23 protein-coding genes and 1 pseudogene are annotated in these 26,566 nt (G+C 70.3%); 11 read left to right on the top strand and 13 right to left on the bottom strand.

Features of this window, described 5'->3' with window-relative positions:
* Positions 1 to 13: 13 nt before the first annotated feature.
* Complete coding sequence (locus ACYVD1_RS01930; protein ID WP_460766860.1) at positions 14 to 988, bottom strand: type 2 periplasmic-binding domain-containing protein; 975 nt, start codon at positions 986 to 988, stop codon at positions 14 to 16.
* Between the two features lie 387 nt (positions 989 to 1,375).
* Here ACYVD1_RS01930 and ACYVD1_RS01925 point away from each other — a divergent pair, with 387 nt between their 5' ends.
* From ACYVD1_RS01925 to ACYVD1_RS01915, 3 genes are all read left to right on the top strand, one after another.
* Positions 1,376 to 2,299, top strand: a complete 924-nt coding sequence (locus tag ACYVD1_RS01925; protein WP_460766858.1) for a LysR family transcriptional regulator — start codon at positions 1,376 to 1,378, stop codon at positions 2,297 to 2,299.
* Positions 2,300 to 2,507: 208 nt separating this feature from the next.
* The gene (ku, locus tag ACYVD1_RS01920; protein WP_460766856.1) at positions 2,508 to 2,978 is read left to right on the top strand and encodes a non-homologous end joining protein Ku; all 471 of its coding nucleotides are present in this window, start codon (positions 2,508 to 2,510) and stop codon (positions 2,976 to 2,978) included.
* Between the two features lie 6 nt (positions 2,979 to 2,984).
* On the top strand, positions 2,985 to 3,479 hold the full coding sequence (locus ACYVD1_RS01915; RefSeq protein ID WP_460766852.1) for a hypothetical protein: 495 nt from the start codon (positions 2,985 to 2,987) through the stop codon (positions 3,477 to 3,479).
* A 4-nt stretch (positions 3,480 to 3,483) separates the two neighbouring features.
* Here the strand turns inward: ACYVD1_RS01915 and ACYVD1_RS01910 are convergent, their stop codons facing one another.
* The 6 genes from ACYVD1_RS01910 to ACYVD1_RS01885 form a co-directional block, all read right to left on the bottom strand.
* Positions 3,484 to 3,762 (bottom strand): hypothetical protein, encoded by a 279-nt coding sequence (locus ACYVD1_RS01910; protein WP_460766849.1) that lies wholly within the window; start codon positions 3,760 to 3,762, stop codon positions 3,484 to 3,486.
* 256 nt (positions 3,763 to 4,018) lie between these two features.
* Positions 4,019 to 4,396, bottom strand: coding sequence for an ATP-dependent DNA ligase (locus ACYVD1_RS01905; RefSeq protein WP_460766847.1), 378 nt, complete (start codon positions 4,394 to 4,396; stop codon positions 4,019 to 4,021).
* Positions 4,397 to 4,502: 106 nt separating this feature from the next.
* Positions 4,503 to 4,826 (bottom strand): hypothetical protein, encoded by a 324-nt coding sequence (locus ACYVD1_RS01900; RefSeq protein ID WP_460766845.1) that lies wholly within the window; start codon positions 4,824 to 4,826, stop codon positions 4,503 to 4,505.
* Positions 4,827 to 4,922: 96 nt separating this feature from the next.
* Positions 4,923 to 5,321, bottom strand: coding sequence for a four-helix bundle copper-binding protein (locus ACYVD1_RS01895; RefSeq protein WP_460766841.1), 399 nt, complete (start codon positions 5,319 to 5,321; stop codon positions 4,923 to 4,925).
* Between the two features lie 6 nt (positions 5,322 to 5,327).
* Positions 5,328 to 6,746: a cytochrome P450 gene (locus ACYVD1_RS01890; RefSeq protein WP_460766838.1), complete on the bottom strand. Its 1,419-nt coding sequence runs from the start codon at positions 6,744 to 6,746 to the stop codon at positions 5,328 to 5,330.
* 198 nt (positions 6,747 to 6,944) lie between these two features.
* Positions 6,945 to 7,496, bottom strand: coding sequence for a TIGR03086 family metal-binding protein (locus tag ACYVD1_RS01885; protein WP_460766834.1), 552 nt, complete (start codon positions 7,494 to 7,496; stop codon positions 6,945 to 6,947).
* A gap of 186 nt (positions 7,497 to 7,682) precedes the next feature.
* On the opposite strand from ACYVD1_RS01885, the gene ACYVD1_RS01880 reads away from it, so the two are divergent.
* Positions 7,683 to 8,144 (top strand): PPOX class F420-dependent oxidoreductase, encoded by a 462-nt coding sequence (locus ACYVD1_RS01880; RefSeq protein WP_460766831.1) that lies wholly within the window; start codon positions 7,683 to 7,685, stop codon positions 8,142 to 8,144.
* Here the strand turns inward: ACYVD1_RS01880 and ACYVD1_RS01875 are convergent, their stop codons facing one another.
* The 3 genes and pseudogenes from ACYVD1_RS01875 to ACYVD1_RS01865 all read right to left on the bottom strand — a co-directional run.
* The gene (locus ACYVD1_RS01875; protein ID WP_460766827.1) at positions 8,145 to 8,453 is read right to left on the bottom strand and encodes a DUF6506 family protein; all 309 of its coding nucleotides are present in this window, start codon (positions 8,451 to 8,453) and stop codon (positions 8,145 to 8,147) included.
* Between the two features lie 75 nt (positions 8,454 to 8,528).
* The gene (locus ACYVD1_RS01870; RefSeq protein ID WP_460766824.1) at positions 8,529 to 10,052 is read right to left on the bottom strand and encodes a pyridoxal phosphate-dependent decarboxylase family protein; all 1,524 of its coding nucleotides are present in this window, start codon (positions 10,050 to 10,052) and stop codon (positions 8,529 to 8,531) included.
* A pseudogene (locus tag ACYVD1_RS01865) lies at positions 10,042 to 11,436 on the bottom strand (MFS transporter); the annotation flags it as partial. The pseudogene ACYVD1_RS01865 and the gene ACYVD1_RS01870, both read right to left, overlap by 11 nt.
* A 371-nt stretch (positions 11,437 to 11,807) precedes the next feature.
* On the opposite strand from ACYVD1_RS01865, the gene ACYVD1_RS01860 reads away from it, so the two are divergent.
* The 6 genes from ACYVD1_RS01860 (at position 11,808) to ACYVD1_RS01835 (ending at position 18,151) form a co-directional block, all read left to right on the top strand.
* The gene (locus tag ACYVD1_RS01860; protein WP_460766821.1) at positions 11,808 to 13,127 is read left to right on the top strand and encodes a hypothetical protein; all 1,320 of its coding nucleotides are present in this window, start codon (positions 11,808 to 11,810) and stop codon (positions 13,125 to 13,127) included.
* A 392-nt stretch (positions 13,128 to 13,519) separates the two neighbouring features.
* Positions 13,520 to 14,683 (top strand): SDR family NAD(P)-dependent oxidoreductase, encoded by a 1,164-nt coding sequence (locus tag ACYVD1_RS01855; RefSeq protein ID WP_460766818.1) that lies wholly within the window; start codon positions 13,520 to 13,522, stop codon positions 14,681 to 14,683.
* Between the two features lie 39 nt (positions 14,684 to 14,722).
* Positions 14,723 to 15,688 carry a TIGR03557 family F420-dependent LLM class oxidoreductase gene (locus tag ACYVD1_RS01850; protein ID WP_460766814.1) on the top strand — a complete coding sequence of 322 codons (966 nt, stop codon included), beginning with the start codon at positions 14,723 to 14,725 and terminating at the stop codon, positions 15,686 to 15,688.
* Between the two features lie 513 nt (positions 15,689 to 16,201).
* A complete protein-coding gene (locus ACYVD1_RS01845; RefSeq protein ID WP_460766811.1) occupies positions 16,202 to 17,308 on the top strand; it encodes a glycoside hydrolase family 5 protein in 1,107 nt (368 codons plus the stop codon).
* A 106-nt stretch (positions 17,309 to 17,414) separates the two neighbouring features.
* The gene (locus ACYVD1_RS01840; RefSeq protein ID WP_460766807.1) at positions 17,415 to 17,696 is read left to right on the top strand and encodes a hypothetical protein; all 282 of its coding nucleotides are present in this window, start codon (positions 17,415 to 17,417) and stop codon (positions 17,694 to 17,696) included.
* A 209-nt stretch (positions 17,697 to 17,905) separates the two neighbouring features.
* Positions 17,906 to 18,151 (top strand): hypothetical protein, encoded by a 246-nt coding sequence (locus ACYVD1_RS01835; RefSeq protein ID WP_460766802.1) that lies wholly within the window; start codon positions 17,906 to 17,908, stop codon positions 18,149 to 18,151.
* Positions 18,152 to 18,238: 87 nt separating this feature from the next.
* On the opposite strand, the gene ACYVD1_RS01830 is transcribed toward ACYVD1_RS01835, so the two are convergent.
* The 3 genes from ACYVD1_RS01830 to ACYVD1_RS01820 form a co-directional block, all read right to left on the bottom strand.
* A complete protein-coding gene (locus ACYVD1_RS01830; RefSeq protein ID WP_460766795.1) occupies positions 18,239 to 20,737 on the bottom strand; it encodes an ATP-dependent Clp protease ATP-binding subunit in 2,499 nt (832 codons plus the stop codon).
* Positions 20,738 to 20,988: 251 nt separating this feature from the next.
* Complete coding sequence (locus tag ACYVD1_RS01825; protein ID WP_460766792.1) at positions 20,989 to 22,569, bottom strand: MFS transporter; 1,581 nt, start codon at positions 22,567 to 22,569, stop codon at positions 20,989 to 20,991.
* Positions 22,570 to 22,662: 93 nt separating this feature from the next.
* Complete coding sequence (locus tag ACYVD1_RS01820) at positions 22,663 to 23,271, bottom strand: NADPH-dependent FMN reductase (protein ID WP_460766789.1); 609 nt, start codon at positions 23,269 to 23,271, stop codon at positions 22,663 to 22,665.
* A gap of 148 nt (positions 23,272 to 23,419) precedes the next feature.
* Here ACYVD1_RS01820 and ACYVD1_RS01815 point away from each other — a divergent pair.
* Positions 23,420 to 26,566: BTAD domain-containing putative transcriptional regulator (locus tag ACYVD1_RS01815; protein WP_460766786.1), on the top strand; the 3,147-nt coding region annotated here is incomplete at its 3' end.

The raw sequence follows: 26,566 nt of genomic DNA, 5'->3' as shown, positions 1-26,566 counted from the left end.
GGGGTATCTCCGTTCAGTCGAGCACTGCGCCGTGCTCTTCGATGAGGAAGGTCCGGGCGAATTCGAGACTTTTCCTGTCGACGGAGAGCGAATCCCGGATTCTCTCCTGGTTCTCCTTGCCTGCGACAAGCTGATAGCCGCCGAGGGCGCTTCTAGATTGTTCGAGGAACTCCTCGTCGGCATTGAGGGAGTCGACGGCCGTCGCGTAGGCGTCGATCACCTGTTCACTCGTGCCAGGGTTCGACCAGAACCCGCGCTGGTAGAAGAAGCCTGCGCTCACGAACGAGTGGTAGGCGTCGTAGGCGGGTCCGCCGGGGTCATCGCCGTGGATGTCCCGGTAGACCTCTTCGAGGGTCGGAACGTCCGGGACGGCGGGATCACGGCCGATCTCGCCGTCCTGGAGCATGCCCACTGTGAAGAGGGGGAACGCCTCCTCCTCTTCCACGAGCGGAACGATCTGTCCCAGGTACGTCGACGCTGACTGGAAGTCCACGTCGATCTCCCCGCGTTCCCTCGCCAGGCGCACCTCACCGCTGCCTTCGAACCCGAAGACGCTGGTGACTGTGCCACCGAGCACCTCGAGGGCGAGGATCGGAACCAGGTCGAGACCGGAGGCTGAGATCCCCCCGAAAGTGGCGTCACGGCCCCGCTCGAGGAGATCCTCCACGGTGCGGATCCCGCTGGCCCTGTTCGAGCACAGGGCCGAACCCATGCCGTTGAGCGCGAGTGGTACCAGCTGAGAGAAGTCGTAACGGACGTTCTCGCGTTCCAGGATGCCATTGAAATATGTGGTACCGGAGGAGACGAGGATCTGATTGCCGTCATTCACGCCGTTGTCGACGTACGCGTTGGTTCCTGTCACCGATTCACCGCCCGGGACATTCTCGATCTGGAAGCGGTCCACTCCGTCGAGTGCACCTGCGATGTGAGGGGATATGAAGCGTGCCCAGTTGTCGGCTCCTCCACCGCTCGCGTAGGGGACGATCACATCGACAATCCCCCTGCCGGTCGGGGCGAAGTGAGCCTGTGGGGGCGCGCAGGCCGGTAGAGCCAGAACAGCTCCCCCCATAGCGCCGCCCATTAAAAGACTTCTTCTGGAAATATCTCTCACTATTGCACCTTGTTCCGCTCATCTGATGGCGATGGAAGGCTTTCCGAGGACTGACGATCGAACGACGATCAACACGCGAAGGGCGAGCCGACCCGCACAGCATCGAGGGTCATGCGTTTACGTCATGTTCTTGTATTGTTTACAAGTGGGCGCAGTCTAGCCCAGTAGTGAGGGGTCCGACAATGTACAGTTTCTTCACTGGTCTGTAGAGGTTCTTAAGTCGGTTCTCGCTGGTCAGTGGCTCGGATGATATACTGGCTGATCATGGTCAACCTGCACAGGCTTTCCATTCTTTTGCGCGTAATAGATCTGGAGTCCGTGACCCAGGCCGCCGAAGAGCTTCAATACACGCCATCGGCAGTTTCGCAGCAATTGAAGAAGCTTGAAAAAGAAATTGGTCAACCACTTCTGCGCAGGCACAGTCGCGGAGTGGTTCCCACCGATGCTGGCCGCGTTCTGGCAACGCATGCGCGCAAAGTGTTCACGCAGTTGGACGCCGCTCAGGTGGACCTGACGGAAGTCGCCGAAGGGCGCAACGGGACGCTCGTGATCGGATCGTTTCCCACCCTCGCTGCTTCGTTCCTGCCCAGAGTCATAGAGACATTCACGCACGAGCGCCCGGAAGTGCACCTGAAAGTCAGAAGCGCACGCTTCGAAGGGCTGATCGAGGACCTCCAACGGGGAAAGACCCACATGGCCCTCATCTGGGACTACCCGTGGGAGCCGGTCAGCGCCGACGTAGTGCAGACCGAGGAACTCTACGAGGAGGAGTCGGTGGTCATCGTTGCCAAGGACCATCCCTTCGCCGGCCGGGGCGAAGTTCCGCTCGAGGAGTTCCGGGACGAGCCGTGGATAGTGCGTGCCGGAAACCACCCCGCCATGGGCGTCCTGGAGAGGGCCGCGACGAGTGCACGGTTCCGCCCGTCCGTCGCGATGTATGTCAACGACTACCAAGAGGCGCAGGCGATGGTCAGCGTGGGCATGGGTGTGCTGATGGTGCCGCGTAGTGCGTTGGCGCTCAAACATCCGGACGTCCGCGTCATCTCGCTCGGTGCGGACGCTCCGATCAGGCGAGTACTGCTCGCACGCCGCGAGGAGCACGAGTGCTCTCCTGCCGAACGAACCTTCATCTCGGTGCTCAAGGAACTGATCGTCACGGAGGGGACAGACGCCGGATCACCCGGTTGAAGTCTGCTCAGTAAGGGTGGTCCTCCGCCAGGATGGTGGTGTCTCCGGGTGGACGCGGGTCCCGCGGTGGGCGCTGGTAGGTTTCCAGGTCAGGTACCTGACCCCCGCGCCCGCGGGGGTGGTCCCGCCGAGACCGGGGTGTCTTGCTTTGTCGGCCTTTGCGCCCCCGTTGTGCGGACGGCCCCCAGACTGGAGTGGGGGTGAGGCTGTGGCCGATCCCGTGTGGACCGGAACACTCAGCTTCGGACTGGTCAGCGTGGGCGTGCGCATGTTCTCCGCCCGTGAGAGGCACGGCCCGCGCATGCAGCAGTTCGTCCGTGACACCAATGCCCGTGTCCGATACCGGCGGGTGAACGAAGACACCGAGGAACCCGTCGACCAGTCCGACGTCGTCCGGGGCGCCAAGTACGGCCCCGACCGGGACGAGTACGTGGTCCTGGAACCGGATGAGCTCGAGAGCATCCAGCCCAGCCGGTCCAAGACCATGGAGGTCAGCGGGTTCGTCGACGGCTCGGAAGTCGACCCGCTGTGGTTTGCGGCCACCTACTACCCCGGCCCGGACAAGTCCTCGGCGAAGCCGTACCGGCTCCTGCTCACGGCCTTGCGGGACTCGGGTCGGGCGGGCCTGGGCCGCATGGTCTTGCGCGCCCGGGAACACCTCGTCCTCGTCACTCCGTAGCGCGGTGTGCTGACCGCTTCCACCCTGTACTGGTCGGACGAGGTCCGTGAAACCGAGCACGTGCTCCGTCCTCCGACAGGCGGCGTGGACGATGGAGAGCTGAAACTCGCCACCCAGCTGATCGAGGCGATGGCCGCGGAGTGGGAGCCCGAGGCCTGCACGGATACCTGCGAGGAGCGGTTGGAGGAGCTCATCGAGGCCAAGGCCGAGGGGCGAAAGTTCAGCTACGAAGAAGAGGAACCCGCAGAGAAGGACAAGGTCGTCGCCCTGGACGACGCGCTGCGCAAGTCCCTCCAGGAACGCCGCCAGGGACGTGCGGGCAGGAAGCGCCGGAGCCAGGAGGGTGGCGGCAGGAAGGGCGGACAGGCGCCGAAACCGCGCCAGTCCGACGATCCGCCCACGAAGACGGAGCTGATGCGGCAGGCCAAGGAGCTGGGAGTGCCCGGCCGGTCGAAGATGACCAGGGGCCAGTTGGCCGACGCCGTCTCCCGCGCGGGGTAGGTGGTCAACCCGCCTCCGTGTCCAGGCCTGTCGGCACCTTCTCCGGTGTCGGGTCGGGGCGGGCGCGGACATAGGGGACCAGGTGCCGCCACCGGCCCGACGCCTGGGCGGTGTCCGGGGCCAACTCCACCACGACAGTGGGCTCCACCCGCGTGTAGGCCTGGCGGTCCTGCCCCCAACCGGGGGCGAGGGTGCTGGGCCACGGGTGGTCGCCGCCTGCTTCGCGCAGTAGCGCACCGAGCTTCTCGGACTGCCCAGGGGACAGGTCCTTGGTGCGCCCCACCACCCGCAGGTCTCCCGTGTCGGGGCCGAACCGGCCCGGGATCAGGGCCTGTGGGCTGCGTGCCTGACCGACACAACCGCCCGCGACCAGCCTCGGCCGTGACGCGGTGCTTGAACTTGCGCAAGTCCCGGCGCCCGGGCCGGTAGGAGCGGCGGGTGTCCTTGACCATGACGCCCTCGACACCGACCACGGGCATCTCCGTCCACCACTGCAGGGCGACTTCGGGGTTGCCGGTCTGCCATCCCAGGGTGAGCGGCTACGGCTGGACCACCCGGGCCATGAGGTGCTCCAGCTCCCGGCGGCGGTGGGACAGGGCCCGGTGCGCTATATCCCGGTCACCGACCCTGAGCAGGTCGAAGACCACGTAGTGGCAGGGCTCGGACCGAGCGAGTGCTCGAACGCGGGAAGGGGCGGCTGAGTTGCGGCGCAGAAGAGCGCCGAAGCCGAGACGGCCCTCTTCCGACCAGCGGATGATCCCTCCGTCAACCGGCACGCCGTCGGGGAGCTGCTCCCCGAGACCCGAAGCGATCGCCGGCCAGCGCTTGTGCAGCGGCCTCCGGGCCTTGGAGTGCATCAGTACCGGACCGTCCCGCGCGGTGCACCGGAACCCGTCCCACTTGGGTTCGTACACCATGCCCCGCCGGTGGGCAGGTGCTCAACGGCGCTGGCCAGCATGGGTACGACCGGGTCCACACCACGTGGGCTACCCGTACCCCGGCTATCAAGAGCCCGGGTTCAGGTCATGGCGGAGGGCCCTGCCGGGGGTCGTCCGTGCCGCCTCCCTCGGAGGACGGGTCCTCACGTTCCGGCTCCGGCTGCCCCTCCCCGGGTGGACCGTCACTCTGAGCGCCCTGCCCGGGGCTGATCGGCCCCGGAGTCGGATGCCATCCGGTCGGATACTTGCGGCCGTCCGGCTCTTCTTCCCAGTACTCCGGTGAGCGGACGGCGTCCTGTTTCCTGATCGTCTCCCGGCGGATGATCCACAGCACGATGAAGATCACGACGACCGGGACGGCGATGGCCCCCAGCGACCCGATCAACCAGCCGAGTGTCGGCCACTCCATGGTTCGCTCCCTTCACGAGTCGGGCCTGTTGTCTTCGGCTCCTGGAACGCACTGCTCGACGGTCCCCATGCACCTGTGCGGCCGGGGCCGGCCTGTTCACAGGGACGCGAGGAGCTCGCGGCACGCCTGTGCGCACCGTCGGCACACCTCCGCGCACACGCGGCAGTGCTCGTGGCCGGGGTGCTTCTCGCACTCCTCAGCGCACCTCTCACATGCCTGGGCGCACGCTTCGACGGTGGCCGCGACGAACTGGTCCTTCTGGGCGGTCTGCCGGAGGAGGATCCGCTGCGTCGTACGGCAGAGTTCGGCACAGTCCAGTTCAGTGCGGATGCAGGAGACGAGCCCGGCCACCGAGTCCTCCGCCAGGCATGCGTCCGCGCACACGGCGCAGACCTGGGTGCACTGCTCGCACGCCTCGACGCAGGCGCGGAGCTTCCGGCCCACCCCCTGCGGGTCGTTGGGGTGGGTGTACAGCATCTGACCGACGACACTCATGGGTCCTCATCTTTCGTCTTGGAACCCCTGGGAGAACGAGAAGCGCAAGGCGAAGTGGTTCAGTGAGGCGGGCAGGTCGTAAGCCCGCAGGGGATCGCCGCGGTCGGCCCGGTGCGGCCGCCCCGCACGCAGTAGGGACCGCAGGAACAGCGAGGCGGTGAAGGGCACGAGATCCGTGGCGGGGCATCCGGCGGGGCCGTAGCTGAACGGAAGGATCCCGGGTTCGCGCTCGGCCCGGCCGTCGATCCAGATCCGCGGTGCGAACGCGTCGGCGTACGGCAGCCGTGCGGTGTCCCGGTGGAAGTAGGAGCTCATGACCATGAAGGTCGTGCCCTCCTCGATCACTCCCTGGCGCCAGAAGGTCTTCCGGGTGCCCTCCCGGATCACCACCAGTGTGGTCGGCCACAGGCGTACCGACTCGCGCAGAGTGGCCCGGAGCAGCGGCAGATCCAGCCCTTCGCGTGTCCGTGCTTCCTCGCGCGCCTCCTCGGTCTCCGGCCCCCGTGCGGTCAACAGCGCCAGCGCCCGGTATGTGGCGATGGCGGCCGCGTCGAAGGCGAACAGCCAGTGGGCGGCCTGGCTTTCCGGGTGGAGTCCGGGTTCCTGTGCGGCCACGTCCGCGACCCGGCCCACGGCTCGGCGCTGTGTGGTCGGTCCCTGTGCGGCCGGGCCTGCGGGGAGGCCGGCTGCCAGACTCCCGGGTTCGGCTCGCAGGATGTTCTCGTGCAAGCGGTCGAGAAACCTCTCCCGCGAAGTGCGGTCGACCGGAGCCAGGTAGGACCAGTTGGCCCGTTGGCGCAGCTTGTACAGCAGCTCGGTCGTCCGGCGGTCACGGGCCGCGAATGGACCGAAGACCACTCTGCGCGCCAAGGCGTCGAACGTCTCCGCGAAGCGCGTCCAGGTCAGTACCGGGCCCTGGGGGCCGGCGTTGCGCAGTGCGGTCACGAGGGCCCGCGCCTCGGCGTCGGCCTGCTGGGCGATCACGTCTCCGTTGGGGTGGACGACGCGGCCGAACGCCAGAGCGTCCGTACTGGCCTCCCGGCGTCCGGGCCGCCGGTCGTGGTCCGAGATCAGAGCGCCGTGGGGTTGGAAGTGACAGAGTGCGCCGCCCTTCTCCCTTCCGCCGGGCGAGAACGGGTCCGGGGTCTGCCGGAGCAGCTGCCGGGCGTCCCCGGGGTCGAGGACCAGGGCCCAGTCACGACCTGCGAACCGCAGGGGGAGCGGATCGTCCCCGTGGCACTCCCGGAACTCCCGCAGAGTCGAGACGATGCTGCGGTCGACCCCGGCGCGGTCGGCCAGGCCTTCCCACAGTGGACGGCGGACGACCGCGCCGCGCGCCAGGGTCGGTAACAGGACGGAGGAAACCAGGCGCGCCGTCTCAGCGGTGCCGGGACCTCGGATCCTTCGTTCGTGCTGGTGCGGCATGGGGCGGGGCCCTCCCGTGGAACACCTGTACCGCGTGGCGTCTCAGTGGCCCGCGGCGGATCTCGGTCCACTTCTGTGATCGAAGCGCCTTCCGCGTTTGCGGGTACGCGGCACCAGGAAGTGACTACTGTTACCGGTCCGGCTACCCGAAGGCGGACATTCGAATCAGCGCCCGGCGTCCACGCGGCGTGGGAGTCGTTACCAGGCTTGGCGCCCCACGTAGGCGAGCATCCTGGTCTGCTCGTCGGATCCGGGCGGGGGAGTCTGCTCCGGGCCGCAGACCCCGTCGGCGCGGATGAAACCGCCGAACGACTCCGCCACACCGGCCGCCCAGTGCACATCGCTCTTGGCGATCCGCTCGTCGAGTCCGGCGGCCCGGGCCAGGTCCCACCGGTGGATGACGAGGTCGAAGTTCAGGAAGGTGTCGATCGACTGCTCGAACACGGTCTGGCCGGCCGGACCCTGGACGGTTGCGGCGGCCCGCTCGGGATCCTCCAGGTCGGCGTGCACCGACGCTTTCACGGCCTGTACGGCTCCGAGCGGGTCCTCGTCGACCGAGGGCCCCGCGCCCGGTCCCCGGTCGGCCAGTCCCAGCTGCATGACGTGGGAGTCGACGACGTGCCGTACCACGTCGAGTGCGGTCCAGCCCGCACACGGGGACGGGCTCTGCCAGCGGTCCGGGGGAACGGCGGCAACGGTTCTGGTGAACTCATCGGCCAGGCGCGCGTAGCGGTCGGCGATCTCGGGCATGCTCGCTCCCCTGCTCGCTGCGTTCGCGGTCTCCCGTAAGCCTAGTCACCCCCGTTCGACCACGGAAGGAACCACCCGTCCGCCAGCATGCCGATGCCGGCACGGGCGGTGGTTTCGCTTCCTTCCCGGGCCGGGGCGCCGATAGCCTGGCGGCCCTTCTGCACCACCTCCTGAGGAAGCGGACGCATGGCACCCAACATCGCTACCAACACCAAGGTCGACCTGGAGGGGCTCCTGGAGTTCCTCCGGCCCCGGAACAAAGCACTTCTGACCACCAGGCGGGCGGACGGCGGCCCGCAGACGTCGCCGGTGGTGTGCGGGGTCGACGTCGAGGGCCGCATCGTGGTCTCCACGTACCCCGAGCGGGCGAAGGCCCGTAACGCCCGCAAGGATCCGCGGGTGAGCGTCGTCGTTCTCTCGGACGACTTCGACGGGCCCTGGGTGCAGGTGGACGGAACGGCCGAGGTGCTCGACGGCGAGGAGGCCGTCGAGCACCTCGTCGAGTACTTCCGGGTGATCTCGGGCGAGCACCCCGACTGGGACGAGTACCGGGAGGCGATGCGCCGCCAGGGCAAGGCACTGGTGCGTGTCACCCCCGAGCGGTGGGGTCCCGTGGCGACCGGCGGGTTTCCCGCGGACCGGGTCTAGTCAGGAAGACGCGGCCTGGCTGAAGGCCGCAGCCGATGGGACCGAGTCGGAGGCGAAGACCATCTGGCCGACCGGTACGCCGTCGGGGACGGCCGCCCGCACCTGGGCGGCCGCTTCCAGGCCGAAGCCGCCGCAGAGTTCGATGAGTTGGGCGCCTTCCTCGGCCAGGAAGGCGGCGGTCTTCGGTGCGACAGCGGTGTCGGGGACCGGAACCAGGGTGGTCCGATGGCCTGCGCGGTCGATCACGGTGCGGTCGGTGACCGGATCGGTGCCGGGGTGCAGGTACAGGTAGGCCCAGCTGACGATCATGAGAACTCCTCCCGTGGTTGCTTCGGACTCTCGTCCGTCCGGAGCCTCAACCTAGGACCTCAATATTGGCTGAGGTCAACGGTCGGCGTGCGGGGAGTTCAAGGCGGACAGGAAGCGCACCAGGAGCGCCTCGCGGGTAGCTGGGGACAGGCTGTCGAGAACGCTGTTGACCACGGACATCCCCGAGCCGCCGGGGCCGCCGAGTTCCACTCCCACGGAGCCCAGGAGTTCGACGAAGCCCCGGTCGTCGAGGGCAGCCAGGTCCAGGCCCTCGATGACCTCCGCGAGCCCTTCGGGAACCTCCGGGCGGACCCCTTCCGCGTCCTTGGCGCCCTGCGCCAGCACGCCGAGCAGTGTGTCCACTCCGGCCAGCGAGACCCCGGTCAAGGTCAGGTGCAGGTTGGGCGGGATCCCGGCATACGACAGCTGCGGCTGCAGGAACCACCCCCGAGCGGCCACACGGTCGGCGAGAACGAACACGTCCAGGTCCGCGGAGGCGGAAGCGAGCGCCACCAAGGGCGCGTCCGGCGCGCCGAGGACGCGCAGCTGCGGGATGTCTTCGACCCCCTCGCGCAGGCGGCGGGCCGCGGTCATCGCCTCGGCCGCCAACTCGCGGTAGCCGGAGGCGCCGAGCGCCATGAGGGTCGCCCAGGCCCCGGCGAGGGGGCCCGCGCCCTTGCTGCTCTGCACGGTCGAGTTGATCACCGTGTACCCGGGCCAGTCCGCGCTCGCGTAGTAGGCGCCACGGCGCAGCGCCTGGTCGGCGAACAGCACGACCGAGGCCCCCTTGGGCGCGTACCCGTACTTGTGCAGGTCACAGGAGAGGGATGTGACCCCGGGGACGGACAGGTCGAAGGGCGCCACCCCGTCCAGCCAGGGAAGGACCCACCCGCCCACGCACGCGTCCACGTGGCAGAGCACGCCGCTTTCGGCCGCCAGGGCGGCGATCTCCCCGACCGGGTCCAGCACCCCGTGCGGGTACGAGGGCGCCGACGCCACCACCATGAGGGTGTGCGGCCCGATCGCCGCCGCGTAGGAGGAGGGCTCGGCGCGCAGCGTGTGCGGATCGACCGGCATGCTCACCGTGTCCAGGCCGAGGTAGTGCGCTGCCTTGTGGAAGGCGGGGTGCGCGGTCACCGGCAGGACGATCTGACCACGGTCGGCACCGCCACCCCGGGTACCGAAGCCGTCGGGTCCGGAAGCGTTGTCCCTGGTCCCTCGGGTGTCGCGCGCCGCCTTGACCGCGAGCATGATCGACTCGGTCCCGCCGCTGGTGAAGATCCCGGGGGTCGAGGCGTCCCCGCCCAGGGCGTGGGCCACGGCCCCGACGACCTGCCGCTCCAGGGCGACGGAGCTCGGGAACGCGGTCGGATCCAGCCCGTTGACCTCCAGCATCTCCAGGTAGGCGCGGTGACCGGCCTCGCGGACCTCTGGCCGCCCGGGGTCGTACACGTAGGCGGCTACCCGGCCGTCGCGCACGGGGAGGTCGCCCTCCCGGAGGCGGGAGAGTTCGGCGAGCAGGTCCTCGGTGGAGCGGCCTCTTTCTGGGAGACCTTGTCCCCGTGTTCCGGGGTACGGCGGCGACGGTTCATACGGCATCGCGGTTCTCCTCCTCAGCGGCGGTCCGTGGCAGCCCGACCAGGTGCTGGAAGGTGAGCAGGAACGGCAGGCTCACCAGGAACAGGACGGCGGGCACGAGGGTGAACCCGGCGGTCAGGCCGGTGAGCGCGCTCGCCGGCTGGGTCACCACGGTCTCCGGGTCCGAAGAGCGGAACGACGCCAGGCTCAGGACCAGGGCGAACAGCCCGGGGCCGAGGGCCATGGCGCCGGTCTCGGCGGCGGTCCACACCCCGGTGAAGGTGCCGGACTGGGCCTGGCCGCTGCGGTCGGCGTCGTCGCGCACGGTCTCGGGCAGCAGGGTCAGCGGCAGGAGTTGGAACGCGGTGTAGCAGATGCCCACCATGCCGGTCAGGGCGAGCACGGCCGGGACGTACTCGGTGTTGACCACCGGGAAGAGCGCGGCGGCGGTGGCCACCATGGCGGCCAGCGCGACGAGGAAGCACCGCACCGTTCCGAACCTCCTCGCCGCCGCGGCCCAGGCGGGGACGGCCACCATGCTGGGGCCGACCACGCAGGCGAACATGGCGGAGGTCAGTGCGTAGTCGCCCAGCCGGTAGGTGGCGATGTAGGGGGCGCCCGCGAGCATCACGGCCACGGCCAGTGACTGGACGGAGAAGGTGGCGGCGAGGGCGAAGAACGCCTTGTTCCCGCGTGCGGCCCGGAACGCGGCGACGGGTCCGAGGGGGTTGGGACCGGGGCGGCTGGCGATCCACCGGGTGCTGGCCGTGGCCGTGGCCATGGCCAGGAGCAGCACCGCACCCATGACCGCGCCCATCACCACGTGTCCGGTCCGGCCGCCGCCGGCCGCCCCGACCACGGCGGGGGCGAGCCCGCCCGCGGCCAGGATGCCCAGGGTCAGGCAGACGACCCGCCAGGCCATGGCGCGGGCGCGCTGGTCGCGGCGGGGTGAGATCTCGGCTGGCAGGGCCACGTAGGGGACCTGGAACAGCGAGAAGGCGGTGGTGGCGAGGACGAACGCGAGGGTCACCCACAGCGCCGACAGGGCAGGGGAGGTGGTGGGGGCGGCGAACATCGCGGCGAACAGCAGCGGCAGCAGGAGCGCGCCGGTGAGCATCAGCCGGGCGCGTCTGCCGGTGATGACCGCCTCGCGGTCACTGGCCGTGCCGATGACGGGGCTGACGATCACGTCCCACACCTTGGGCAGGACGATGACGAGCCCGGCGAGGCCGGCGGCGACGCCGAGGATGTCGGTGAGGTAGTAGAGGAGCAGTAGGCCGGGCAGGGCGGAGAAGACACCCGTGCCGACCGAGCCCACGCCGAAGCCGAGGAGGCGGGGGCGGCTGAGCGGCGGGGTCACCGGGGGTTCCCGGTGGGGGGTGGGGCGGGTTCGGGCAGGCGGGTCGGGTGCCCGGGGCTGGCGGGGTGTGCTCCGCGGTGGTGGCCGGGGCGGTCGGGTCCGTAGGGGTTGGGGCCGTGGCTGAGCACAGGGGTGCTGGCAGTGGACTGGGGGGCCGTCACGCTGAGCACGCTACTCCGGTGCGGGCGGTCATATCAACGGTCTGTTTGCCCCTGTGGACGAACCGCCGCATACGCGTCACGGTTTGTCAGGTTTCAGGCACACATCGTGCAGAACGCTGGGCGCCCGGAGTGTGCTGAAGAGGGTCACGGCTGCCCCTCGAGCTTCCCGCCGCCCCAACGGATCACCGACGAAACCGCCGCGCCTCCGGGCACGTCTCAGTGGGCCGGGAAGTTCCAGGGGAAGGCGGCGCGTCCGTGGGCGGACGGTTCAGGGCGGAACTCGGTGGGGCCGGGACGGTGTTACTGCTCGGTGGTGTGTACCTGGTCTGTGCCAATCTGGGCGGGCTCGGCGAGGACGACGCAACTAGGGAAGCACTCTCCCGGGCGGCGCTGACGTCGCCGTTCCTCGCTGTCCTGGCCGTCGTCGACGTGGTCTCCGGTTCCTGGGCTCGCTCTGAGGCCAGCCCCGAGGACCGGCCCAGCTTCAGGCGGAGCATGTTTCGGGTGGCGCTGGCGCTCTGGGGTCTGTGGATGGTCTGGGAGGCCTTTCCGCTCCGGCACCTGAAGGTCGGCGACCCCGTCGACTTTTACGGCGCGCTACCGATTCTGACCACGGACGTGTGGGGCGGGGTCACCACCATCGCGGTCGGACTTATCCTGCTGACCGGGGGAGCTCGAGGGCTTTCGGTGCGCCGGTGGCGAGGGGCACTGGCCGGGGCTGGTGCGGGTGTGCTGGCCGTGGTGCTGGTCGCGGCACTGACCCCCGTTCTGGCCCGCGTGCTGACGGTGGAGCACACGGTCGCCGACATGCCGAGCGAGCCCGCGCCGGTACCCCGGGACGTGGCCCGGGTGGGCTGGACCTGGGCGCCCGAGTACCCGGTGGAGGACGTGCTCCTGGGGCCTTGGGGCCCGGTCGTGCTGCATGCGGACGGGTTCGTCGCCCTGGACGGGGCCACGGGGGAGGAGCTCTGGACCTATCGGCTCCCGTACGCCCGGGGCGTCGCGACGAGTGTGATCGAGGGCCACGGGGAGCACGTACACCTCCTCCACACACCCCGGCCCGGCGGTGACAAGGAGGTGATCACCCTTGACACCGAAACCGGTGACATCGTGGATGAGATGACCCTCCCGATGGACTATCTGTACGAGGCGGCCGAACGCCAGGCTGGCGTCTTCTCTGAGACCGGGTTTCTCGACGTCCGCAGCGAGGATGACCCTCGCCAGTGGGTCGGCTATGACGGCGACGGCGAAGTCCATCGCACGGAGGCCGGAGATGCGCCCTCCGGCGGGGCACGGTTCCGTTTCGGTCTGGAGGAGGCGCTGATCGCTCCGGATCTGATTCCCGGCGCGGAGGATGAGTGGTCCCGAACGGTTACGGTGGCCTCCGCGGGAGGTGAAGTGACCGAAGAGGAACTACGGGGGATCGACTTCGGTGTCGAAGAGAGCTCAGGGACGCGGGGGAGGGACGCCGACGAGGAGGGCGCCAAGCACCACCTCTTAGCGGTACCCGGTGCCGTGGTGTCCCACATCGAAGACATCGACCCGCTTGCCCCACTCCACGGCCTGGTTCCCTGAGAGCCCGTCCCTAGAGTGAATGAGCAACGGACTGTTCCGGTGCCGGAGGGCTGTGGCTGTCCACACGGCCCCGGGCGACGGCCGGGACAGCCGGGGCCTGTCCACCGTCTACGGACTGGTTCCTTAGTCTGACCGGTCCCGCCCCGACCGAACCGGGGCGCCGCCGCCCGCGGCGAACACCCGGACGACCGCCCCCACCCCAACACGGGTGCCGGGTTTTCCCACGAGTTCCCAGGCGCCGTTTTCCGTTGACCCACCTCGGGTACCGGAGCACCCACATCCGACATGCCTCACCAGACGAAGCCGTATCCGGCGAAGAGACGAACAGGGGAACACATGCCGCAGGCCAAACACGCGCCCGCCGCCCACACGACTTCGGAACGGGGCGTCCGGTGACCGGCTGGAAGGCACCCCTCGCACTGGTCGGGGCGCGCTGGGCCTGGTCCCGGGTCCGCCGCCGGTACGCGCCCGCGCCCGAACCCGTACCCGCGTACAAGCGCAACCTCGAACTCCTCGCCTGGGGCGCGGCCGGAGCCGCACTCGGCGTCGGCGCCTCGGCGCTGTCGGAACGCCGCCGCGCCAGCCGCATGTCCGGCAAGGTCGTCCTCATCACCGGGAGCTCCCGCGGGCTCGGCCTCCAACTGGCCCGCGAGTTCGGGGCCTCCGGCGCCTCCGTGGTCGTCTGCGCCCGGGGGAGGCAGAACCTCGACCGGGCGGTCGCCGAGCTCAACGGCAGGGGCGTGGAGGCGCACGGCGTGGTCTGCGACGTCACCGACCCCGAACAGATCGAGTCCCTGCTCGACGAGGCCGTGAAGCGCTTCGGGCGCCTGGACGCCGTGGTCAACAGCGCCGGGATCATGCGGGTCGGACCGCAGGAGGCCCTCACCGACGCGCACTTCGAACAGGCCATGGACATCATGTTCTGGGGCCCCTACCACCTCTCCCGAGCCGCCGTGGACCGGCTGCGCGAGCACCGGGGGACCATCGTCAACATCACCTCCGTCGGCGCCTACCTCACGGTGCCGCACCTGCTGCCCTACTCCGCCGCCAAACACGCCTGGGCCGCCCTGTCCGAGGGCATGGCCGCCGAGACCGCGGGCACCGGGGTACGGGTCACCACCGTCGTGCCGGGCCTGATGCGCACCGGGTCGCACCGCGGCGCGGACTTCACCGGCGACCCCGAACGCGAGTACGCCTGGTTCGCGCTGCTCGCGGGGCTTCCGCTGCTGACCGTGAGCGCCGAACACGCGGCCCGGAGCATCGTGCGCGCCACCGCCAGGCGGCGCGGTTTCCTGATCATCTCGCCGGTGACCCGCATCGGGATGGCCGCGCACGGGCTCGCGCCGGGCCTCACCCAGGAGGCCATGCGGCTGGTCGGCTGGCTGCTGCCCGACGCGCCCCAGCACGTGGAGGAACGCCCCGGCTCGGAAGCGGGCGACAGCAGGGCGGGGCGCCTGGTCAACGCGGTCACCGTGCTCAACGAACGCGCGGGCCGCCGCCTGAACCAGGGAGCGCCGTCGCCGGGAACCGAAGGGCCCGAAACCGGTCGGGTCTGAACCGCGCGCACCGCGCGGCGGCAGAGAGGAATCGGGAGAATGACGCGCTTCGGATACTTCCTCGCCAGCGAGGAACACGGCCCTCGGGAACTCGTGCGCCAGGCCAAGGCGGCGGAGGCGGCCGGTTTCGACGCCCTGTGGATCTCCGACCACTACCACCCGTGGCTGGGCGCCCAGGGCGAGTCCTCGTTCGTGTGGTCGGTGATCGGGGCGATCGGCCAGACCACCTCCCTGCCCGTCACCACCGCCGTGACCTGCCCGACCACGCGCCTCCACCCGGCGATCACCGCTCAGGCCGCGGCCACCGCCGCGCTGCTGACCAACGGGGGTTTCCGGCTCGGGGTGGGCACGGGCGAGGCGCTCAACGAGCACATCCTCGGCGATGCCTGGCCACCCGCCGCACGGCGTATCGCGATGCTGGAGGAGGCCCTGGAAGTCATGCGCAAGCTCTGGGGCGGCAAGCTGGTCAGCCACCGGGGCGAGTTCTACACCGTCGACACCGCGCGCCTGTACACGCTCCCCGAGGAGCCGCCGCAGGTGTACATGTCGGCCTTCGGCCCCAAGGCCACCGCGTTGGCGGCCCGTGCGACCGACGGCCTCATCCAGGTGGCGCCCAGCGCCGGGACCGTCGCGGACTTCCGTGCCGGGGGCGGTGCGGGCAAGACGGTCCAGGGCGGCCTGAAGGTGTGCTGGGCGTCGTCCGAGGACGAGGCGGTGCGGACCGTGTACGAGCGCTGGCCCACCGAGGCGCTGCCGGGCGAGTCCGTGCAGCTGCTGCCGCTGCCGCGCCATTTCGAGCAGCTCACCGACGCGCTGGTCACCCCGGAGATGGTGGCGGAGCAGGTCACCTGCGGACCCGACCCGGAGGCGCACGTCGCCGCCGTCGCCCCCTACCTGGAGGCGGGGGCGGACGAGGTGTACGTCTGCCAGGTCGGTGACGACCAGGACGGGTTCTTCGAGTTCTACGCCACCGAGGTCCTGCCCAGGCTCCACAAGCTGTCGTAGCTCCGGCGGGGTACCGACCACGCGGCTGGGGGGAGGCAAGCGCCGGAATGGGCAGGGGAAGGACAGGGGGAGAAGGGAGAAGGACAGAGCAGGCCAAACGGACAGAAGGATCTCCAGGAGAGGAGGAATCCGCATGAGTGCTCGCAGCCGTGACGCGACCGTGCGCCGACCTGATCCGATGCCGCCGGACCCGTTCCCGCCCACGCCGATGCCGCCAGAGCCGGTCCCACCGGACCCCACGCCGGTTCCGGAGCCGCCACCGCCGGAACCGGGGCCCGAACCCGAGCCGGAGCCCGCCTGATCAACCCCTGATGAACGCGCCGCGAGGGTCGCGGTGCGTGGGGCACACCGACACTGGTGTGCCCCGCAGGGCTGCCCGGAACGGTGTGACTCATCGGCGTTAGGGGGATTGACGCCTCCGTGCCGGGGGCCTAACTTTCGGTCAGATCCCTCCGGGGCCGGTGTACCCGGTACGCCGGGTTCGCGGCCCCGCCACCCCGCTGGAGGAACCCCTTGTCCCACCCCCGACCCCGCCCCCATCCCCGCCCCGCATCCACCGCGGCTGCGGGCCTCGCTCTTGTGGGAGCGCTCCTACTCGCGTTATCACTGGTCACGCATGCCTCAGGCGGAGCCGGCAGCGACACCGCGAGCACGGCTTCGGCGACAGAGCAACAGGACCCGGGCGTCAGCGCCGTCGACGCGCACGGCCAGCTGGAAGTGTGCGGTACCCGGCTCTGCGACGAGAACGGAGAGCCGGTGCAGCTGACCGGGATGAGCAGCCACGGACTCCAGTGGTTCGACGACTGCCTCACCGACGATTCGCTGGACGCGCTCGCCGACGACTGGAACTCCGACGTCATGCGCGTGGCCATGTACGTCCAGGAGGGCGGTTACGAGACCGACCCCCGCGGCTTCACCGACCGCGTGCACGAGCTCATCGAGGAGGGCACCGCGCGCGGCATGTACGTCATCGTCGACTGGCACACGCTCGACCCCGGCGACCCCAACGAGAACACCGACATGGCGATCGACTTCTTCACCGAGATCGCCTCGGTCCACGCCGACAAGGACAACCTGCTCTACGAGATCGCCAACGAGCCGCACGGGGTGTCCTGGGACACCATCAAGGGCTACGCCGAAGAGATGATCCCGGTCATCCGGGAGCACGACGCGGACACCCCGGTCCTGGTCGGTACCCGCGCCTACTCCTCGCTCGGGGTGTCCGAAGGCTCGGACCACACCGAGATCGTCGACGACCCGGTCGACGCCGACAACATCATGTACACGTTCCACTTCTACGCCGCCTCCCACGACGGCGAGCACTACGACGTCTTCGAGCAGGCCGCGCAGGAACTACCGCTGTTCGTGAGCGAGTTCGGCACCCAGGAGTACACCGGCGACGGCCCGGACGACTTCGAGTCCGGCCAGCGCTACCTCGACCTCATGGCCGAGGAGCAGATCAGCTGGGTCAACTGGAACTACTCGGACGACTTCCGCTCCGGCGCGGTCTTCGAGCCCGGTACCTGCGACGCGGGCGGGCCCTTCGCCGGAACGGACTCCCTCAAACCCGCGGGCGAGTGGATCCGCGAACGCATCCGGACCAGCGGCGTCGGCGCCTGACGACCCCGCCCCGTCTCCTCACACGCGCGAGGAGACGGGGTTGTCGTGTTCTGAGGGGGTAAGTGCGGCAGTGGCCGGCAACGCCGGAAGCTGAGGAGGGCAGGCTGTGGCAAGGGTGTACGCCGTGTTCGTGTGGCTGGTGGCCAGTAGCCCGTTCTCCTACATGCACTACTTCGAAGAGCCTCCGGACAACCCCGAGGAAATGGTCAATCTCGGCTTGGTGCTCATGAGCTATGTTCCGCCGGTATTCGTGTCCGGGATCGCAATCGGGCTCGGGTACGCGGGCCAGGACAGGAACGGCTACGCCTACGTCCTCGCCGTGTTCCTCTTTCTCGTGATGGCACTTCCCCACACGGTGGTCTACCTCAGGAACCGTTTCGTGCGCTAGTGCCGCTGTGGCGGGCAGGGCGGCGGTACCGTGGCGACGGTCAACCGGTCCTAACCGTGTTCGGTCCGGTCAACCGCGCGCGTTTCGTTCCCGGGCCGCAGGGGTAGCCCTTCGGCTGCCGGGCACCCGTCCCGCAAGCCCGGGTCAGAGTGGGCTACCCGTTCTCGAAACGCGCGTCCCCTGGCCGTCCAGGAGTGAGGTCGTGCACAGTGGTTTCCTCCGAACCCGCGAAACCCACCAGGAAACGCCTGGCCACCACGCTAGCCGTGCGCTCCACCGGGGTCCTGATCCTGCTGGGAGTTGCTTTCTACAACCATGTCCGGGGGGAGGTCTTCCCGATCCTGGGGGTGGCGGTCGTGGTGCTGGGCTCCCTGACACTGATCCCGCCCGCCATCGGCCTCGTCCGCGGTGACTACGTCTCTTCCGAGGACCGCGACCATCCCCGGGACGCCTGAGCCGCGAACGGCCGCAACGGGACGGGCCCGGAGGGGCACACCCTCCGGGCCCGTCACCCTTCCCGCGGGCCGGTACGTTCCTCCAGGTCAGTACGACGGCACGGTCGAGATGGTCAGCTGCTCGTCACCGTCCACGTCCACCACCAGGTGGTCCCCGGAGACCACCTGGTTGTCGAGCACCATCCTCGACAGCCGGTTGCCCACGTTGCGCTGGATGGTCCTGGCCAGTGGCCGCGCGCCGAACTCCGGCTGGTAGCCGCGCCGGGACAGCCACCTCACGGCCTCGTCGGTGAACCGCACCTGGATGTTCTGGGCCTTCAGTCGCTGTTCGGTCTGCTCCAGCATCAGGCGGGTGATCTGGCCGATCTCCTCCTCACCCAGCTGGTGGAAGACGATGACCTCGTCGATGCGGTTGAGGAACTCCGGGCGGAACTCCTCCCGCAGCCTGCGCATCACGCGGCGTTCGGTGTCGGGGTCCATGCCGCCGTCGGCGCTGAACCCCATGGGGCCGCCGCCGGTGAGGGCCTCCGAACCCAGGTTGCTCGTCATGATGATCACCGTGTTCCGGAAGTCCACGGTGCGGCCCTGGCCGTCGGTGAGCCTGCCGTCGTCCAGGAGCTGGAGCAGCAGGTTGAACACGTCCGGGTGGGCCTTCTCGACCTCGTCGAGCAGCATGACGGAGTAGGGGTGCCGACGGACCGCCTCGGTGAGCTGACCGGCCTCCTCGTAGCCCACGAAGCCGGGAGGCGCACCGGTGAGGCGGCTCGCCGTGTGCCGCTCCTGGAACTCGCTCATGTCGATCCGGACCATGGCCTCCTCGGAGCCGAACAGCGACTCCGCGAGCGCCCGCGCGAGCTCGGTCTTGCCGACACCGGTCGGCCCGAGGAAGAGGAAGCTGCCCACCGGGCGGTCGGGGTCGCCGAGACCGGCGCGGTTGCGGCGGATGGCCTCGGAGACGGCGGTGACCGCCTCGTCCTGGCCGATCACCCGGTCGTGCAGCACCTCCTCCAGGTTGACCAGCCGCTCCCGCTCCTCCTGGGTCAGCTGCTTGACCGGGATCCCGGTGCTGCGGGAGACCACTTCGGCGATGTCGGCCGCGCCGACCTCGGGAACGGCCGAGCCGGTACCGCGCGCCTGGTGCACGCTGCTCTTGGCGGAGTTGATCTCGTCGCGCAGTCGGGAGGCCTTCTCGTACTCCTCCTCCTGGACCGCCTTCTCCTTCTCCTCCTCCAGGCCCTTGAGCTTCGTCTCCAGCTCGCGCAACCCGGAGCTGGACGAGCGCAGGCGCAGCCGGACCCTCGCCCCGGCCTGGTCGACGAGGTCGATCGCCTTGTCCGGCAGGAACCGGTCGGTGACGTAGCGGTCGGACAGCTCGGCTGCGGCGACCAGGCTCTCGTCGCTGAAGCGCACCTGGTGGTGGGCCTCGTAGCGGTCCTGGAGCCCCCGCAGGATGTCCACGGTGTCCTCAACGGAGGGCTCGGGTACCTGGATCGGCTGGAACCGCCGTTCGAGGGCGGCGTCCTTCTCGACATTCTTGCGGTACTCGTCGACGGTGGTCGCGCCGATGATGTGCAGCTCCCCGCGGGCCAGCGCGGGCTTGAGCATGTTGCCCGCGCTGGTCGACCCCTCGGAGGCGCCCGCCCCGACCAAGGTGTGGATCTCGTCGATGAAGATGAGCAGGTGGTCCGAGTGCGCGCGGATCTCGTCGACGATCGCGTTGAGCCGCTCCTCGAAGTCACCCCGGTAACGGGTGCCCGCCACGACCCCGGACAGGTCCAGCTGGACCAGCCGGCGGCCGCGCAGGGTCTCGGGCACGTCGTCGTCGAAGATGCGCTGGGCGATACCCTCCACGATCGCGGTCTTGCCCACACCGGGGTCGCCGATGAGCACGGGGTTGTTCTTGCGGCGCCGGGCCAGCACCTCGATGCACTGCTCCACCTCCGCCTCACGGCCGACCACCGGGTCCAGGCGCCCCTCCCGGGCGAGCGCGGTCATGTCGGTGCCGAACTCGTCCAGCTGCGGGGTGTTCGACGGCTCCGGATCGCTCTGCTCCCCGGCGGGCGCCGGACCGGTCGCTTTCTGCAGGGCCTGCGGCGTGATGCCGGAGTCGCGCAGGAGCTGGCCCACCGGCGCGTCGGGGTTGACGGCCAGCGCGAACAGCAGGTGCTCGGGCGTGATGCTGGAACTGCCGGTGGCGCGGGCGATCTGGAGGGCGTCGAGGAAGGCGCGCTTGGCGGAGGGCGTAAGCCGGGCCGAACCGCCGCGCACCGCGCGGGGAGCCTGGGCGACCGCCTGGTCGACGACGTCCTCCAGCGGCTTGAGGTCGCCGTCGGTGCGTCCGAGGAGTTCGCGGATGGCCGGGTAGCGCAGCAGCGCCCAGAGCAGGTGGACCGCGTCGACGTCGCTGCCGCCGCTCTCCAGGGTGCGCCGGACGGCGGCGTCGGCGACCTGCCGGGCCTCGGGGCTCATCAGCTTGGAGAGGTCGACGCGTCGGACGGGTCCGCGGGATCCGCTGAGGAAACGCGCCAGGAACTCGTCGAAGGAGCCGGGCTCCCCGCCCGGGCCGTCGGGAAAGTCGGTGCTCATCAGGTGTCGTCCCCCGTGTGATGACAGGTCTCTTTTGGTGACGGTTCTGAGTGGTGACGGTATGCGGATGTCGGTGTGCCGGTCGGTCGTGACCGCGGGTGTGGGGGTTCGGGCCCCATTCCCTACACCTTCCTCCCCAACCTCACCGCACTCAAGAACCTTCCCGTACGCGAGGGCGGCACGGAAGGACCAGTCACACCCGTGCCAGTTTTCGGCGTCGGCCCCGAGTCGTGCCCGAGGGCCCGGGTTGCTCAGTTCATCGGTCCCTTGGTGCGCTCCGGCGGTGCCTCGCCCGTGTCCTGGGGCTGGTCGGCCCGGTGCCCCCGGAACAGGACCATCATGGTGACCGCGGCCGCGAACAGCAGCGCCGCTCCGACCCCGGCGGTGACCTGGAGCCCCTGCCCGAAGGCCGTCCCGGCAGCCTCGCGCAGCGCGGCCCCGGTGGAACCGCCCAGGTCGTCGGAGATCGCCATCGCCGCGCCGATACTGTTTCCGGCGGCCTCGCCGGTCTGCTCGGACACCTCGTCAGGCAGTGAACCGCCCAGACCGATCCGGTACACCGCCAGACCCACGCTGCCCATCAGTGCCAGGGCCAGCGTCTGGCCCATACCCGTGCTCACGTCGTTGACGGCCGAGGCCGACCCGGCACGCTCCATCGGCACGCTGGAGATGGCCAGCTGGCTGCCGAGCGTCATCACCGGGCCGCCGCCGATCGAGATCACCGTGGTTCCCAGCACCAACGCCCACACCGAGCCACCTCCGACCGCGACCGCGATGGTCACCAGTCCGACCGCCCCCAACAGCATCCCGCCGCCGACCACCGCGCCTGTGGGCAGGAACCGGATGAGCACCGGGGTGACCATCGTGGCCGGGAACGACGCCGCCGCGGGAATGGTCAGCAACAGCCCCACCAGACCCGGGGAGATCCCCAGGACCGACTGCAGGTACTGCACCAGGAACAGGTCGGTGCCGGCGCTGAACAGCAGCAACAGCATGCCCATGGACACCGCCAGCGCGAACACCCGCCGGGTGAACATGCCCAGGTCCATCAGGGGGTCGTCCAGCCGCCGCTGCCGTCGCACGAACAGCCACAGCAGTACCGAACCGAGTACCACCGCGGCCAGCAGCAGGGGGCGCGCGCCCTGGGCGGCCAGCTCCTGCAGCCCGTAGACCAGCGCGACCAGTGCCACCGTGGACAGCAGCACACTGCGCACGTCCAAGCGGCCCGCGTCCGGGTCACGGAACTCCGGCAGCAGGAACGGCAGGGTGACCAGGGCCAGCAGGGCCACCGGGACGTTGATGAGGAACAGCGAACCCCACCAGAAGAACTCCAGCAGCAGCCCGCCGATCGGCGGACCCAGCGCCATGCCGACCGAGAACGCGCTCAGGTTGAGCGCCACTGCCGTGGAGAACTGCTTGGGGTCGGGGAACATCTGCCGCAACAGCGACAGCGTGGACGGGGAGATGGCCGCCACGGACACGCCGATCAGTGCCCGCGCCACGATGAGGGTCTCGGGGTTGGGCGAGAACGCGGCCATTGTGGAGGCCGCCGCGTAGGCGGTCAGCCCGATCAGCAGCAGGCGCCGCCGCCCGACCCGGTCACCGAGCCGCCCCATCGTGAGCACCAGGCCCGCGCCGAGCAACTCGCCCACGTGCAGGATCCAGAGGGACTGGGTGGCCTGCGGTTGCAGGTCCGCGCCGATCGCGGGCAGCGCCAGGAAGAGGACGGAGACGTCGTTGGCCATCATGAAGATGGGCAGCGTCAGGATGGCCAGGCCGAACCAGGCGGCGCGTCCCGCGCGCGGTGGGTTCGGTGTCTGTGTGGTGGACATGGTTGCCTCGCTCGGGTCGGTGGACCCTCGGGTCCGGGGCGGGCACGGCCGGTGCGCCGCACCCGCGGGCACGGGCGATTGGGGGCGCCGGGGTCAGGCGGGGGCGGACTCGGCCGCGCGGTGGTTGCGCAGGGCGCGCGCCCACCAGGTGAGCTGGTCGAGCATGTCGTTGGCCGCCTCGGCGCTGGCCTTGGCGTCCTTGGGCCAGCCGCCTTCCGCGTCGAACCCGTCCCAGAAGTTGGGGAAGCAGACGTTGTCGCGGACCGACGTGGCCCGGAGCTCGGCGAAGACCGTCCGCAGCTGCTGGACGGCGTGCATGCCGCCGGAGACCCCGCCGTAGGAAACGAAACCGACCGGCTTGCCGGCCCACTCGTCGTGGAACCAGTCGATCGCGGTCTTGAGCGGGGCCGGGAAACTGCGGTTGTACTCGGGTGTGACCACGACGAAGCCGTCGGCCGCGGCCAGCCGGGGCGAGAGCTCCCCGACCTCCTCTGGCAGCGGAGAGTCCTCCACTATGCGGTCGGGCAGGTCCGTCTCGGCGAGGTCGACCACCTCCACCTCGACGCCCGGGTACTCGCGGGCCGTCCGGAGGAACCAGCGTGCGACGGTCGGACCGAACCTGCCCTCGCGGGTGCTGCCGACGATCAGGGCCAGTCGGACGGGTGCGCTGCTGTCGCTCGCGCTGCGGCTCACGGGGATCACTCCTCTTCGTGCTGTGTGCTTCTGCGGTGCTGGTCCCAGACTCGGATCACCCGCACTCGGTACACACTCGTGTCGCACTCGGTGCGCACTCACCCCGCCCGCCCTCTTACTCGGCCCACCGAGTGCCCGCACTCGGTACGGTGTGGGCATGCGCTTCGGTGTGCTCGGCCCGGTCGCCGCCTGGACCCCCGGCGGCACCTCCGTCGCGGTCCCCGAACACAAGGTCCGCGCTCTGCTCGCCGGCCTCGTCCTGAGCCGGGGACGCCCCGTCTCCGTGGACCGCCTGGTCGAGGACGTGTGGGCCGCCGAGGCACACCCGCGCAGCCCCGAACGCGCCCTGCATCGCAAGGTGTGGGCGCTGCGCCGGGCGCTGGAGGAGGCCGAACCCGGCGCCAAGGCCCTCATCCGGTTCCGCTCACCCGGCTACCTGCTCGACGTCCCGGCCGAGGCCGTGGACGCCGGACGCTTCCACGCCCTGGTGGGGTCCGCCCGCGACGCCGACGATCCGCGCACCCGGGCCGAACTGCTCGCCGAAGCCCTCGACCTGTGGCGAGGCCCCGCCCTGGCCGACCTCGCCGACGAGGAGTTCGTCCGACCCGCCCGCACCCGCCTGGAGGAGGAACGGCTGGCTGCGGTGGAGGAACACGCCTTCGCACGCCTGGAACTCGGCGAGCACCGGCAGGTCGCCGACGTGCTGCGCGAACTCGTCACCGCTCACCCCCTGCGAGAACGCCTGGTCGCCGCCCACATGCGCGCCCTGTACGAGGACGGCCGCCAGGCCGATGCCCTGGCCGCGCACACCGCGCTCGCCGAACGCCTGCGGGAGGAGCTGGGCGTCGACCCCGGGGCCGAGGTGGCGGAGCTGCACGGCCGGATCCTGCGCCAGGAACCCCTCAGGGAACCCGCCCCCGGGCCCTCGGTCGGCGCCGCCCCTGCTCGCGAGGCGGAACGGCCGCCGCGGCCGCGCCTGCCCCTTCCCCTCACCGGCTTGCTCGGCCGCGAGGACGAGGTGCGCGGGGTCCGCTCCCTCCTGGACACCGAACGCCTGGTCACCCTCACCGGTTTCGGCGGGGTCGGCAAGACGCGCCTGGCCACCGCCCTGGCCCACGAACTCGACGAGGTCCTCGCCGACGGCGTCCACATGGTCGAGTACGCCACCCAGCGCCACCAGCCCGGAAGCGATCCCGCAGCGGCACCGGCCTCGGGAACCCCCGACCCCACCGAGGCACTCGCCCGCGTTCTCGGCGTCCGCGACGACGGCGCATGCGAGACCCTCGAGATCCTCGTGCACGTCCTGGCCGACCAGGAGACCCTCTTGGTCCTCGACAACTGCGAGCAGGTCACCGCCCCGGTGGCGGACCTGGTCACGGCCCTCCTCTCCCGCCTGCCCCGGCTTCGGATCCTCGCCACCAGCCGCGAACCCCTCGGCGTGCCGGGGGAAGTCCTCCACGCCGTCCACCCGCTCCCGGTACCGCCCGCTGACGCCGACCCCGCACACGTCCGCCGCTCGAGCGCGGTCCGACTCTTCGTCACCCGCGCCGCCGCCTCCGCTCCCGGCTTCGAGCTCACCGACGACAACGCCGCCGACGTCGCCCTGCTCACCCAGCGCCTGGACGGCATCCCGCTCGCCCTCGAACTCGCCGCTACCCGCGTGCGCACGCTCGGTGTCACCGGTGTCCTGAGGCGGCTGGACGACCGCTTCCGACTCCTGGCCACCGCCCAGCGCCACCTGCCGCTGCGCCAGCGCACCCTGCGCGCGATGATCGACTGGAGCTGGGACCTGCTGGAGAAGGACGAGCGGGTCCTACTGCGGCGCCTGTCCGTGTTCACCGGGGGCTGGACCGCCGAGACCGCCGAGGCGGTGTGCTCCGACGGAGCCGAAACCGACACGGAGGGGACGGGGAACCTGAGCGGGGGAGGCTTCGCCGGGGAGCAGCTGGCCGCGGAGGAGATCCTCGACCTGCTCGCCCGGCTCGTCGACCGCTCGCTCGTGGTCGCCGCCGACGACCCGCGTACCGGCCGCCGCTTCCACCTGCTGGAATCCATCGCCGAGTACGCCTGCCAGCGCCTGCACGAGGCCGGTGAGGCCGACGACCTCCAGTACCGGCACACCCTCCACTACACCGACCTGGCCGAACGCTCACAGGCCACCCTCTTCGGCGACGACCAAGGGGAGGGCCTGTGGCGCCAGGACGCCGAATGGGCCAACCTGCACGCCGCCCTCGACGACGCCGTCCGCCGTGGTGCGGCCGAACCAGCGCTGCGCCTGGCCGGAGCGCTGTCCTGGTACTGGTACCTGCGCGGCAGGTACTGGGAGGGTTACCGGGCCCTCGTCCGCGCCCAGGGTGTCACCGGCGCCGCCGACCTGCCCGTACTTTCGGTGACGACCGGGGTGATGGTCGTGGTGTTCACGATCCTCACCGGTACCCGGGACGACCACGTCGGGAGGGCGCGCGCCGCCCTCAGGGCCTTTGACGGGCTAGCGGATTCCGACGGGCCGGAGGCATCCGGCAGGAAGGAGGACACCGCGGCGGCGGACATCCCCCTCGAACGCGCGCGATCGGCGTGGATGCTCGGGTTCGTGCTCCAGAGCCGGGGTGACCAGTGCGTCAGCGAGGACCTGGTGCAAGAGGCCCTGGAGACCTTTCGCGCGCGCGACGACACCTGGGGGCTGGCCGCGGCCCTGGTCGCCCAGTCCTCGCACGCACTGGGCCGCGGCGAGCTGGACCTCTCCGAACGGCAGGCGCAGGAGGCGCTCGACCTGTTCGAGGAGTCGGGCGACGCCTGGGGCAGGATGAGCGCCCAGATCACTCTGGCCGTGCTCTCCGAGGCACGGGGCGACTACGCCGACGCCACGCGCTTGCGCGAGTCCGCCCTGGCCGCCGCCGAGAAGCTGGAACTCTGGGTGGAGGTCTCCGGCGCACTGGCCGGGCTCGGCCGGATCGCCCTGTTGGAGTGCGACTTCGACCGCGCGGACGAGCTGCACGGCCGTGCACTGGACCTGCTCCGGGGACACGGCGACATCGCCAACCTGCAGTACGCCCAGATGGGGCTCGCGCTCGCCGCCCGGCGCAGGGGGCGCCTCGACGAGGCAGAGGAGCTCGTCCGGGAGATGGCCGAGTGGTCGCTGCGGGTCGACTGGCTGCCCGGGGCCGCCCTGGCCCTGGCCGAGCTCGGCTTCGTCGCCGAGCTGCGGGGTGACGCCGAGGAGGCGCTGCGGATGCACACGGAGGGGCTCGCCGCGGCCCGGAGGACCGGGGACGCCCGCGCGGTCGCCCTCGGGCTGGAGGGGCTC

It is taken from the genome of Nocardiopsis nanhaiensis, assembly GCF_054778635.1.
This window is presented reverse-complemented; position numbering and strand designations above follow the sequence as displayed.